Source organism: Anabaena sphaerica FACHB-251, from assembly GCF_014696825.1.
In the GTDB taxonomy this organism is placed as follows: domain Bacteria; phylum Cyanobacteriota; class Cyanobacteriia; order Cyanobacteriales; family Nostocaceae; genus RDYJ01.
Window position 1 is genome coordinate 396,542 of sequence record NZ_JACJQU010000004.1, and the last position, 12,443, is coordinate 408,984.

The window sequence follows — 12,443 nt, forward strand, 5'->3', positions numbered from 1 at the left end:
TATAAAGATAGATTAAAGACAATAAATAATTAAAAGTAATGCTTGTTTCCTTTATTTGTAAAGAAACCGATTATGTAGCAATTAAATAAATATACCCATGTATGACAACATCTGTAAATTTCTAGCGAAAAACAGGATCAGAATTAGTCAATGAAAACAGCTTTAAATTAGAAAGAACTTATCACGAGTTTGATATCATCCGCTTGTGGGAACAACCAACAGAGAAATTTCTCACAGTTCCCGGTTTAGCTTTTATTATTAGAGAGGCTTAAAAAACACAATTTTACACTGCTGATGAATGATTAAAATGCCCCTCTCCGAGTCGGAGAGGGGTTGGGGAGAGGTTCATCGAATTCACGTTTAATTAAGTTAAGTATTGCAATTTCTGGAATTTAAAAAACTATAGGGGTAGTTTCTACAACCACCCCTAAAACCCCTCTTATTTAAGATTTACCAGCGCCCTTGCGAGCTTTATAATTACTCAGAAATATTAACAAATTCAGAACTAGCTAAAGTTGGAGCAATAAAGATTTGTGAGTACAAGTTAGTGGGTTGTTGACGAGCCACAACAGGCAACACTTGACGAGCATGAGCCGCAACTTCAACAGTCTTCACATCATAGGTTTGTGTAGCTAACTTAGGATAGAAACCAATACCGATGATAGGAATTAACAAACAAGCAGTGATGAACAATTCACGAGGTTTAACATCAGCAACTACAGCATCTAAATGTAACTCTTCACTTTGCTGACCGTAGAACACTTGACGCAACATCGAGAGTAAATAGATGGGAGTCAAAATCACACCAACTGCTGATAGGAAGATGACTACAACTTTGAAACTAGAACTATAAACATCGCTGGTGCCAATACCCAAGAACACCATCAACTCACCTACGAAGCCACTCATACCAGGTAAAGCTAGAGAAGCCATTGAACCGATAGTGAACAGAGCGAAGGTTCTGGGCATTACCTTAGCCATACCGCCCATTTTATCCATCATCAAGGTGTGGGTACGTTCGTAAGTTACACCAGAGAGGAAGAATAAACTAGCAGCAATTAAACCGTGAGAAACCATCTGTAACACAGCACCGCTGATACCAATTTCTGTGTAAGATGCAATCCCGATTAATACAAACCCCATGTGGGCAATGGAAGAGTAAGCCAAGCGGCGTTTGAGGTTGGTTTGAGCGAAAGCGCAACAAGCACCGTAAACAATATTTACTACACCTAAAATTGCTAAGATGGGGGCAAAAACAACGTGGGCATCGGTTAACATTTCAACGTTAAACCTGATAAGAGCATAACCACCCATCTTCAACAACACACCAGCTAATACCATTGAACCAGGTGCAGATGCTTCACCGTGGGCATCAGGTAACCAGGTATGGAAGGGGAAAATTGGTAGTTTTACACCGTAAGCAATTAAGAAACCTGTATATAGTGCGAGTTCTAGAGCTTGGGGATATTCTTTCATTCCCAATTCTGTCATGTTGAAGGTGAAGTTATCACCATAGAAAGCCATTGCAAAACCAGCTACCAGAATAAATATAGATGCGGCGGCGGTGTAAATAATAAATTTGGTAGCTGCATAGCGGCGGTTTTTTCCACCCCAGATGGAAATCAGCAGGTAAACAGGTACTAACTCGATTTCCCACATTAAGAAGAACATTAACAAGTCTTGGGCGAGGAATACACCTAATTGGGCGCTGTACATCACCAACATCAACGCATAAAATAAACGCGGCTTGTTGGTTACTTTCCAAGCCGCGAATACTGCGAGTGTGTTGATTAAGCCTGTTAACAGTATTAAGGGCATTGATAAGCCATCAACCGCTACAGACCAATTAAAACCAATTTGGGGTATCCAAGGGTAGCTTTCTGTCATTTGCAGGGCTGAACTTTGGAAATCGTAACCTTGCCAAAAGGCAAAAATCATTAATGCAAAGTCTACAAATGCTACTCCCAAACCATACCAGCGAACTGTTTTGCCGTCTTTATCGGGAATGAGGGGAATTGCTAGGGATGCCACCAAGGGCAAGAAAATTATGGCTGATAGCCAAGGGATTTGTATCGGATTCATCACTGTTGACAATCAATTTTTGGTTTTTCTTTTAATTACATTATATTAAGGAATCGTTACTTTTGTAAACATTTTCCTTTACATATTTTCAATCGAGAGGATAAATAGTAATAAATGCTTACTAAAATCCTCTCGTTGCCATCTTAATAGTAAATTTTTGTAACGTCAACAAAAAAACGGCTTTATCAGCCGCTAATTTAAGTTACAATTTTTTGCCAAATTTTTGATGTTGATTTGGTAAAGTATTTATTATTGGGTTTTATTACCTAAACAATGCGGTTGACAATAGTCCACACTTGTCCATCAGAACGGACATAGGGAACGGAGATGGTTTTAAATCCGGTAATGAACGGTTTATAGTAAACCTGCCAATACATGGGACTAAGTTCATCAGCACAAGCTTTGAGCATTTTAATTTCCTGTGCTAGTTCTCTTGCGAGTTCATTAACCCGCTGGGCATGAACTTCAGCTACTTTTTTCGCTGCTTCTAATTCTTCTTGTTGTTGAGAAAGGCGCTTTGAGAAAGTTAGTGATCTATTGATATGTGCTTCCTTCTGTCGTTTCTGCTGTTCTAGGAAATTAATCGCATCATCTATTCCCTTTAGTTCAGCAGATAATTGAGCATTTTCTCTAGCTTGACGACGATAAGCCTCAACTACAGCTAAAGCTGAATCATTTTCACCGGACTCTACATTATTATTCGTCAGTGTAGCCCTTTCCTCCTGGAGTGCCTGAATTTGTGAGTTAAGTTCTTTTATTTCTTGTTGAATCTTTTCCATATATATATTGTGGATAATTTAGGATTACATTTCATTAATCCAGTCTACAAGATTGGTGATTCTTACGGAGTGCTTCGCTATCGCACTTAATTTGCAAATACCCCAGTTTCAATAATCGCTTTACACAGTTTATCAATTACGGGTACTGAAACACTATTTCCAACTAGTTTCATCCATCTTGCTCTTGACTCTGGTAATTTAAAATCTTTGGGAAATCCCTGTATTAAACAAGCCTCGCTTTTAGTAATTCTTCTAAATTCTTTTTTCCTATAAACTTCCTGGATGAATTTCTGTTTAAAATCATGATGATTTTGAGCAGCAATTGTTTTTAAAGTTATAAAATCATTGGTATCACTTGCTACTAAAGTGGGAAAAATATCAGAACTTGGTAAAAAGATCCGATTTATGCCAAATAATCCTGTACTTATTTTAGTATTCTTAAAATCATAGCGAATTTCAGCACACTCAATAATATCTTTTTCTTTTAGAGACTCAATTGTTTTGATAATTGACACCTTTCCTAGTTTAAATTCTCTTTGTTTTTTTAATCGGTCAACAATTATTTCTTCATTATTTGTAAATGAAAGTAGTAATTCTTCATCTTTTGTCAATTCATTAATATTATACTGCTTAACAATAAAACTATACTCTTCAGCTTTTAATATTTCTAATTTAATCAATTCATCAATTTCTGCTTGTGTAATTGACGGATCTAGGCTTTGAAAATGTGCTAATGATAATGGGTTGCCGTCTAATTCACCATAATTACTTTTTCGTCTATTTCTAAGTAATAATAAGCAAATATCTTTCTGTCGTTGAGTGGTGTCAATAATATCCCAAGAATGTATTGTTGTATGACCATTTCTCAGATCATTAAACAAAAAGTAATCGTTGAATCCGTTGGTTGTTGAAAGACTCATACTTTTAGATTCAACAACGTTTCCAAATAAGTCTCTTTGAATGATTTTATTTTCTATTTGTTTAGGCGACGTAAAACCTAATATATCACCTAATTTTAGCTTATTTTCCAGGGGTTGTGGTAATATAAAATTTTGGAAATATTCCTTTTCCTTAAATCCAATTATATATACTCGAATCCTATTTTGTGGTACACCATAATCAAATGAGTTAATTACAAAATAGTTAGCATAATAGCCAGCTTTTTCAATTCTTGCTAAGATATATAATAAAGCATTTTTATTGCGAGGATCAACTAATCCTTTGACATTTTCAAAAATAAATACCTTCGGTTTAGATTGTTGAAGTAAATAAATTGTATCGTTCCATAACTGTCCTCTATCATCATTAAAACCTAGATTTTTACCTGCAATTGACCAGCTTTGACAAGGAACTCCAGCAGTTAAAAAATCGTGAGGTGGTAATTCTTTGACTTTGGTAATATCTCCTAAGTTACAACTAGGTTCAATTTGAAAGTTTTCACAATATGTATTGATTGCGTCTTTATTTATTTCACTAAACCCTATACAATGACCACCATTATTGCTTAATCCAATTTTGAATCCACCAATTCCAGCAAAAAGATCAATAAAAGTAAATCTTCTATTCGGCATTTTATATCTTGATAGCTTTGATTGTAATTAAATTCACCACTTACAAGAAAACTCATAAACCCTCATTCCTCTGTGTTCTCTGTGCCTCTGTGGTTCGTTTCATCCGTAAATCGTGGGTAAATTCTATTATGGATAAATTACGAATTACGAATACAGACGAAAAAAATCTCTCAAACCCTCTTACCTTCGTGTCCTATCTCTTCGAGACGCTTCGCGAACGTTTCTTCGTGGTTCGTTTCATCCGTAAATCGTGGGTAAATTCTGTTATGGATAAATTACGAATTACCCATTACAAAATTACCGCCCCTTGCATATCAATGGGGAGCGATCGCACAATAGATGTAATTCCTGCTTGTTGCCAAGCTTCCGCCATTGCTGTCACAACTGTTTTCGCTTGTGCTGCATCCGTTAAAGCTAACAGTGTTGGACCTGCACCACTAATTACCATCCCATAAGCACCAGCCGCAACAGCCGCAACATTCACATCATCGTAACCAGGAATTAAGGCTTGACGATAGGGCTGATGTAACTTATCTTGTAAAGCTGCCCTTAACCATTCTTCCCGACTGGTTGCCAAACCCCGCAACAATAAAGCTAAATGGGAAGCATTGAAAATTGCATCTGCACGACTTACCTCTGTTGGTAAAACTCGCCGTGCTTCGGAAGTTGATAATTCAAAATCAGGAATTGCTACTACTGGTACTATATCTCGATGCCAAGTAAGATCACAAATTTCCCAACCGGTGCGACTGGTAGCAGCCAGACGACATCCACCTAATAAAGCTGGTACAACATTATCAGGATGTCCTTCCATGGCGATCGCTAATTCCATCACCTGCAACTCAGACAAAGGCGAAAGAGCCAACTCATTAGCAGCAACTAACCCCCCCACAATAGCCGTCGCTGAACTTCCCAAACCCCGCGCCAGTGGGACACCCAACTTAATCTCAATTTTTACAGATGGCGGAGTTTGCTTTATGTGTTCATATAATCTGACAAAAGCCTGATATAACAGATTACTTTCATCAGTTTGCACCTTTTCAGCTTCTGTACCAGACACCTGAATAATTAACCCACCTTCATTTTTAGTAAACTTAAATTCGTTGTACAGTTTTAAAGCTGCACCGATGCAGTCAAAACCAGGACCTAAATTAGCAGTCGTGGCGGGAACTTTAACAGTAACAGTAGAAATTACAGACATTGTGACAATTAAAAATTAAAAACTTAAAAATTAACAATTGATTCTTTACTAGCATCCCATGTCAGGGGGACATTTGTGCTTAAAAAAAATACCCGCTACCATATTTACTTGGGTTGCGGGAAATACTAATATTCACAAGTTTGGTATTTTGTCGAGCAAACAATACAAAACTTAATATTGTTCTAGCAGTTGGGTTTACTTTACAGTTGCCAAAACCGAATTTACATCAACTTCAGCAATTTTCGGAGTTAATAACCCATTTGCATAAATACCGGGGTTGGTTTGCGAGATGATCGTATAAGATTGGCGGACATGGGCATTTACAGCCACAGTCTTAGCATCGTACATCTGCATAGCAGCTTTGGGATAGAAACCAATACCGATAATCAACACTAGAAAACAGGCAGCGATAAATACTTCACGGGGTCTAGCATCACTATAAACAGCTTGGTTGGGTAACAGACAATCTGTACCAAAACAAGCAGTTCCTTCATCTTCCAGATTTTCCAAACCTGCATTGTTAATATCACAAATCAGGGCTGCATCTTTACCGTAAAATACCTGTCTCAGCATAGAAAGCAGATAGATAGGTGTGAGGATAACACCGACAGCAGCTAGGAAAACTGTCACAGTACAGAAGGTGGAACTGTAAACATCACTAGTTGTCAAACCCACAAAAACCGAGAGTTCACCAACAAAACCACTCATTCCCGGTAAAGCCAGAGATGCCATTGCACCTATCGTAAACAACGCAAACACGATGGGCATAGCTTGACCAATACCCCCCATATCTTTCATGACCATTGTACGGGTGCGGTCGTAAGTAACACCAGCTAGGAAGAATAACACAGAGGCAATTAAACCATGTGATATCATTTGCAACATTGCCCCATTCATCCCCAAATCGGTGAAGGAAGCTAAACCTATCAGTACAAAACCCATGTGGGAAATTGAAGAATAGGCCAAACGCCGTTTCATATTCGTTTGGGCAAAGGAATTTAATGCACCATAGATAATATTCACAACACCGAGAATGGCTAAAACTGGTGCAAAGTAAATATGGGCATCGGGCAGAAGTTCCATATTCATGCGAATCAAGCCATATCCGCCCATTTTGAGCAAGACACCCGCCAAAATCATGGATACGGGTGAAGATGCTTCACCGTGGGCATCTGGCAACCAGGTATGTAAGGGGAAAATAGCCAGTTTGACCCCAAAGGCAATAAATAAACCTGCATACAGCAGCAATTGTAATCCTAGAGGATAATCTTTCCCAGCCAGTGCGCTGATGTCAAAACTTATATTACCATCACCGTATAAACCCATTGCTAGGGCGGCTACTAGGATAAATATAGAAGCTGCGGCGGTATATAGTATAAATTTCGTAGCGGCGTAGCGACGTTTTTGACCACCCCAAATACAAACTAATAGATATACGGGAACTAGTTCCACTTCCCACATAATGAAAAATAACAGCAGGTCTTTGGCGACAAACACCCCAACCTGTGCCGAATATAGCACCAGCATCAAAAAGTAGAACAGTCGCGGACGACGGTCAACTTGCCAAGCTGAAAAAATCGCTAGGGTGGTGACAAACCCTGCTAACAATACCAGGGGCGCTGAAATACCATCCACTGCCACAGCCCAGTTGAGTCCCAACGCAGGCATCCAGGCATAATTTTCTACAAGTTGAAAACTAGCATCACTAGCATCATAATGCAGCCAAAAAGCACAGCACATTAAGGCAAAGTCGGCGATACCTACACCTAACGCATACCAACGGATCAGTTTGCCGTCTTTATCAGGCAGCACGGGAATCAAAAAGGATGCGAGGAGGGGAAATAGGACAATCGCGGTCAGCCAAGGAAATTGTTCCGCCATCATGTCAATAGGAAAAAATACTCATTTGTTTAATGATGTCATTTTACTAAACTTTGTAACAATTTATTTATAAATTTTTCGCACAGATTGATATAAAGAGAATAAATACCTCAAAAAATCCTATATTTAGGATTTGTTCTATATATATAAAACGCCTCCAGCAGACATTTACGGGAGGTATGACAATTCTCTGTATATTTATATACTATAATATGCGAGTAATATGAGAAGTGGGGAAAATTACCCATTTACTCTGATGTAGTTGTATTGGCATTGATGCCAACTTTTTTGAAAGGAATCAGCATAGAAACTTGTTGACGGTATTCTTCATACAAACTACCGTAAATTTCTATTAAATCTCGTTCCTCTAATTGAATAGCAATCAAAATGTAAATGGTCATCCCTAATGCAAAGATGAAATGGGTAATAGTCATGGTTGGAGTTGACCAAAAAGCAATTAAAAAGCCTAACATTAAAGGATGACGCACATATTTATAAATACCGACTGTTTTAAATTCTAAATGTTTATATTCTTGACCTTGAAGGTAAAGATATACTTGTCTTAGTCCAAATAAATCAAAATGATTGATTAAAAATGTACTCGCTAAAACCAGTAACCAACCAAGGGCAGAAAACCCATAAATAATATAGGTAAAAATTGGGTTTTGAATTTGCCAAATTATCCCACCTAAAGGTTGCCATTGCCAAAATAGTAGTAATAGCATTAAACTGGCACTTAACACATAGGTACTACGTTCAATAACTGTAGGAATGGTTTTTGTCCACCATTGTTTAAACCCAGGACGTGCCATACCACTATGCTGAATTCCAAATAATAATATCAAGCCTAAATCTATAATTAATGCTTGGGTTAAATTACTTTGTAAGGCTGAATCTAGGGATTTAGGAACGATAAAATTACCAATAAAGCCAATTAAGTAAAGAAAAGTTGCAAAAAATATCAAGTAACAAATTAAGCCGTAGGCAAAAGCAATGATTTTATTCATAAAACTTAACGTTTTTTGTGTGATTGGTAATTTAAAACTTAGGCAGTAAATCTGCTTGTTTACAAATTAACAGGATGAAGGATTTGTTTACTTTCAATCAACAGAATACATTGATCTAAAATTCAAGCAACTGAAAATACTGTGTATTGTAAATTTTACGTAAATAAAAACCTCTTATTTTGGCAAAGGTATTGATCTGCTACTAAACCCATTTTAAAATCTCCTCACTATTAGTTACAAGTTTATTGATTAATGACAGAAAATTTATTTCAAAACAATACTCTTCGCATTTTCCTGTTTTTAATTTAACACGATTACGCAAAGAGTATTAAAAAGTTAATAATTACTAGAAATTACTAAAATTAGTAATCGCTTCCTGCATTTTATTCACAACTTCATCTACAGATATCGCTCCCAACTCCCCAGAAGCACGGGTACGAATACTCAAAGAATTGCTTTCTACTTCTTTGGCACCTACTACCGCCATTACTGGGATTTTATCTTTTTCGGCGTTGCGAATCAATTTACCCAAGCGATCGCCACTTAAATCAACTTCTGCTCTAATTCCTAAAGCTACCATTTTCGCAGCAACTTCTTTGGTAAAGTCTAATTGCAGATCACCAACAGGTAACAATCTAATTTGTATAGGTGCTAACCACAAGGGAAAATCACCCGCATACTCTTCAATCAAAATCCCAATTAATCTTTCTAAAGATCCAAAAGGTGCGCGGTGAATCATCACAGGACGTTTACGCGAACCATCTTCAGCTACATATTCTAAATCAAACCGTTCAGGTAAATTATAATCTACCTGCACTGTTCCTAATTGCCATTCTCTATCTAACGCATCACTGAAGATAAAATCGAGTTTTGGACCATAAAAAGCCGCTTCCCCAATGCCTTCAAAATGATCCATTCCCAATTGTTGCACAGCGCGACGAATCGCACCCTCAGCTTTATCCCAAACTTCATCCCCACCAATATATTTATCACTGGCTGGATCACGGAAACTCAATCTAGCTTTAAAATTCTTCAATTGCAGACTTCTAAACACAGTCAAAATCAAATCTACAACGCTCAGAAATTCATTATCTAATTGTTCGGGAGTGACAAACAGGTGAGAATCATCAACCGTGAAACCGCGTACTCTGGTTAAACCACCCAATTCCCCAGATTGTTCATAGCGGTAAACTGTACCAAATTCCGCCAAACGCATCGGTAATTCCCGATAAGAGCGTAATTCACTCTTGTATATTTGGATATGAAAAGGGCAGTTCATCGGCTTGAGGACAAAACCCTGTTCTATCGCTTTTGCTTCCTCATCTTCAGCCATCATCGGAAACATATCTTCCTTGTATTTCTGCCAATGTCCCGATGTTTTAAATAAATCAACTCTGGCAATGTGGGGAGTAACAACAGGTAAATAACCCCTTTTTAACTGTTCTTTTTTGAGGAAGTCTTCTAAAATCGTTCTGAGTAAAGTTCCTTTGGGAGTCCAAAGCGGTAAACCAGGGCCAACTGGATCGGCGAAAATAAACAAACCGAGTTCTTTACCCAGTTTACGATGGTCACGCCTTAATGCTTCTTCTTTGCGGCGTTTATGCTCTGCTAGTTGTTCAGGGGTTTCCCAAGCGGTCGCGTAAATGCGTTGAAGTTGCGCTTTTGTTTCATCTCCTCGCCAATAAGCACCTGCTACGCTTTCCAACTCCAGGGCTTTGGGGTTGATGTCCTTGGTATTTTCGAGGTGGGGACCGGCGCACAAGTCCCACCATTCCTCACCTAAATGATAAATCGTGATGGGTTCTTGTTTAATATCTCCCAGAATTTCTAATTTATACGGTTCTTTTATTTCTTCAATTCGCTTTTGTGCTTCCTCTCGGCTGACTTCTTCCCGCACTACTGGCAATTTACGATTAATAATCTTCACCATCTCTTTTTGGATGGCTTTTAAATCCTTATCACTAAAGGGTTCTGGGTTATCGAAGTCATAATAAAAACCGTTTTCAATCCAAGGTCCAATGGTAACTTGCGCTTTGGGAAACAGCTTTTGTACTGCCATGGCCATGACGTGGGAAGCGGTATGGCGAATCTTTTTTAATGTCTCTGATTCGCTGGTACGCGGTAAATAGATTTTTTCTGCTGGTTGGGGTTCTTGATTTGGCGACATCGGCTGTTAAACTTTTGGCGGTTACAAATAAAATTGGAGAAAATATATTCTCAAAATCATAGTCCACTTGCTGACGACCCTGCCGCCTTACCTGTGGACTCTCCTAATTTATCACTGCTATTGAACTAGTTGGGAAAAGCATTTCCTAATTCATGTAAATACGTTTTATGAAACTTCTATAAATTTTCCTACTAGATACTCCTTTAGACAGATAAAAATATAGCCCCAAGGAACTGTACAAACCTCTTGCCAAAATTATATGATTGTGCTTTGTATTCCAAGTTACAGATTTTTGATTTTTGGGAAAGCAAGAGAAGTTATGATCTGATTGTTAAGTTTCGTTAATAGCGTTAATATTAAAAAGAAATTAGGAAATATGCTTCTCATATATGGGAAACTCAAATTCACCAAGTGCTAAATTGCTCAAATCAGTCTTGGAGAAGCTGTTAGAGGATTTTGAATACGGGTTTTCGCGATGGCGAACCGCCTGCCGAAGGCATTGGGTGAATTATTAGAAAATGAGAAAATCCAATTTATGAGTGAACTAGAGCAATTTGATTTATTACAACTAGTCAAACAAGCTCAAGCCAAACTCAGCACAGCCAAGTTGCTTTTTGAAGCAACGGATAGACAAGTCGGGATTGATATGGCGACTTTAATGCCTGGGCATAAGTTGGTAAGCGAATGTTGGAAAATGGCAATGCTCTACCGTCAGTCAAAATCAGAGTGATTTACTTTGTAATAAAACACTACATAAGTCGTAACGATAGAAAAAAAACCTTAACATTATTTTCATAAAAAAATAATGTATCCCATGTTACAGTAATCCTCACAGGATTACAAAATATCTCATCACAAATAGTTAATTGAACATTCGCCATCACCGTCAATCACGGTTTAGCGAAAATTAAGCACTACGATATAAAGTTTTAAAACTTGTTACCCTTGGAGGATAATTATATGCTACACCTACTCTACATTCTAGCTTTCACAGTCCTTGCTTTTATCGCTGTGGGTAATTTAATTCGCAATCTCATCATGTTCAGTTTTGATAGGGAACGTCCTTATCCAGCGAGATCCTCTGGAATGGGTAATCAAGGTGGCTTTGGTTACTATGGAGCTAAAAGACAGTCTGTACCACATCCAGAATTATTAGATAATGCAGGTAATTTAATTAAGGAACCTCTGTTGGTAATGCGTTCAATTAATGTTGAAGATGCGCGTCAACAGTTGGATGCTCTTTATGAATCTTCTCCTGGTCAGAAAATTGAGCGTTCAGAAGAAGCTTAATTAATTCGTAATTTTTATAATTTGGGAATCTGTAGGGGTTTAGCATTGCTAAACCTTTGCTTTAGGTGCAAACATTGAATAAATAGCTATTAGCTTTAACTAAATTTAACATCTTCAATCCCACCAATAAGCAATTACTACACCATCCCGCTGTTGCCAAAATGACTCACCTTCCAAACCACCTTGTAACCTCATTTGTAACCTGCGCTGAAGTCGCAAACCATACTCTTCATTATTACCATCAGTAATATCCACTGAGTCTGCACGCCACTTTTTACCTAAATCCAAAAGCTGAGAAACTATAGTATCTTGGTTTTCTGTCAAAATGTAGAGAGTATCTCCAGGATAAGCTACAAAGTGAATCATAGTTACTAAAAATATAGTCAAATATTTCTAGCTTGGTAAGGCCTACACCTTACAGGGCTAACTACAAGCCTCTCTACTGAGTTTCTATCAAAGATAGAC

At 37.8% G+C, this 12,443-nt stretch carries 10 protein-coding genes and 1 pseudogene; 3 read left to right on the forward strand and 8 right to left on the reverse strand.

Features of this window, described 5'->3' with window-relative positions:
- Positions 1-125: 125 nt before the first annotated feature.
- Positions 126-248: pseudogene (locus tag H6G06_RS28115) on the forward strand (Rpn family recombination-promoting nuclease/putative transposase); the annotation flags it as partial.
- 229 nt (positions 249-477) lie between these two features.
- On the opposite strand, the gene H6G06_RS10675 reads toward H6G06_RS28115, so the two are convergent.
- The 7 genes from H6G06_RS10675 to thrS all read right to left on the reverse strand — a co-directional run bounded on the left by H6G06_RS10675 (position 478) and on the right by thrS (position 10,688).
- Positions 478-2,082: an NAD(P)H-quinone oxidoreductase subunit 4 gene (locus H6G06_RS10675; protein ID WP_190559802.1), complete on the reverse strand. Its 1,605-nt coding sequence runs from the start codon at positions 2,080-2,082 to the stop codon at positions 478-480.
- A gap of 266 nt (positions 2,083-2,348) precedes the next feature.
- Positions 2,349-2,861 (reverse strand): hypothetical protein, encoded by a 513-nt coding sequence (locus tag H6G06_RS10680; RefSeq protein ID WP_190559804.1) that lies wholly within the window; start codon positions 2,859-2,861, stop codon positions 2,349-2,351.
- Positions 2,862-2,947: 86 nt separating this feature from the next.
- Positions 2,948-4,432 carry a DNA cytosine methyltransferase gene (locus H6G06_RS10685; protein WP_190559806.1) on the reverse strand — a complete coding sequence of 495 codons (1,485 nt, stop codon included), beginning with the start codon at positions 4,430-4,432 and terminating at the stop codon, positions 2,948-2,950.
- Between the two features lie 289 nt (positions 4,433-4,721).
- Complete coding sequence (thrB, locus tag H6G06_RS10690; protein WP_190559808.1) at positions 4,722-5,633, reverse strand: homoserine kinase; 912 nt, start codon at positions 5,631-5,633, stop codon at positions 4,722-4,724.
- A gap of 195 nt (positions 5,634-5,828) precedes the next feature.
- Entirely contained in the window at positions 5,829-7,517 is a 1,689-nt protein-coding gene (locus tag H6G06_RS10695) for an NAD(P)H-quinone oxidoreductase subunit 4 (RefSeq protein WP_190559810.1), read from the reverse strand.
- A 245-nt stretch (positions 7,518-7,762) separates the two neighbouring features.
- Positions 7,763-8,521 carry a methanethiol S-methyltransferase gene (mddA, locus tag H6G06_RS10700; protein ID WP_190559812.1) on the reverse strand — a complete coding sequence of 253 codons (759 nt, stop codon included), beginning with the start codon at positions 8,519-8,521 and terminating at the stop codon, positions 7,763-7,765.
- 346 nt (positions 8,522-8,867) lie between these two features.
- A complete protein-coding gene (thrS, locus tag H6G06_RS10705; RefSeq protein ID WP_190559814.1) occupies positions 8,868-10,688 on the reverse strand; it encodes a threonine--tRNA ligase in 1,821 nt (606 codons plus the stop codon).
- Positions 10,689-11,163: 475 nt separating this feature from the next.
- On the opposite strand from thrS, the gene H6G06_RS10710 reads away from it, so the two are divergent.
- Both H6G06_RS10710 and H6G06_RS10715 read left to right on the forward strand, forming a co-directional pair.
- On the forward strand, positions 11,164-11,418 hold the full coding sequence (locus tag H6G06_RS10710) for a DUF2605 family protein (protein WP_422387048.1): 255 nt from the start codon (positions 11,164-11,166) through the stop codon (positions 11,416-11,418).
- A 230-nt stretch (positions 11,419-11,648) separates the two neighbouring features.
- Positions 11,649-11,978: a DUF2973 domain-containing protein gene (locus H6G06_RS10715; protein ID WP_190559816.1), complete on the forward strand. Its 330-nt coding sequence runs from the start codon at positions 11,649-11,651 to the stop codon at positions 11,976-11,978.
- Positions 11,979-12,092: 114 nt separating this feature from the next.
- On the opposite strand, the gene H6G06_RS10720 is transcribed toward H6G06_RS10715, so the two are convergent.
- Entirely contained in the window at positions 12,093-12,344 is a 252-nt protein-coding gene (locus tag H6G06_RS10720) for a hypothetical protein (RefSeq protein ID WP_242039652.1), read from the reverse strand.
- Between the last annotated feature and the right edge of the window lie 99 nt (positions 12,345-12,443).

Bases quoted from the DNA above. Each gene is read 5' to 3' on its own strand.
- thrB (WP_190559808.1), bottom strand. From the start codon at position 5,633: ATGTCTGTAATTTCTACTGTTACTGTTAAAGTTCCCGCCACGACTGCT.
- H6G06_RS10720 (WP_242039652.1), bottom strand. From the start codon at position 12,344: ATGATTCACTTTGTAGCTTATCCTGGAGATACTCTCTACATTTTGACA.
- H6G06_RS10675 (WP_190559802.1), bottom strand. From the start codon at position 2,082: ATGAATCCGATACAAATCCCTTGGCTATCAGCCATAATTTTCTTGCCC.
- H6G06_RS10710 (WP_422387048.1), top strand. From the start codon at position 11,164: ATGGCGAACCGCCTGCCGAAGGCATTGGGTGAATTATTAGAAAATGAG.
- mddA (WP_190559812.1), bottom strand. From the start codon at position 8,521: ATGAATAAAATCATTGCTTTTGCCTACGGCTTAATTTGTTACTTGATA.
- H6G06_RS10715 (WP_190559816.1), top strand. From the start codon at position 11,649: ATGCTACACCTACTCTACATTCTAGCTTTCACAGTCCTTGCTTTTATC.
- H6G06_RS10695 (WP_190559810.1), bottom strand. From the start codon at position 7,517: ATGATGGCGGAACAATTTCCTTGGCTGACCGCGATTGTCCTATTTCCC.
- H6G06_RS10680 (WP_190559804.1), bottom strand. From the start codon at position 2,861: ATGGAAAAGATTCAACAAGAAATAAAAGAACTTAACTCACAAATTCAG.
- thrS (WP_190559814.1), bottom strand. From the start codon at position 10,688: ATGTCGCCAAATCAAGAACCCCAACCAGCAGAAAAAATCTATTTACCG.
- H6G06_RS10685 (WP_190559806.1), bottom strand. From the start codon at position 4,432: ATGCCGAATAGAAGATTTACTTTTATTGATCTTTTTGCTGGAATTGGT.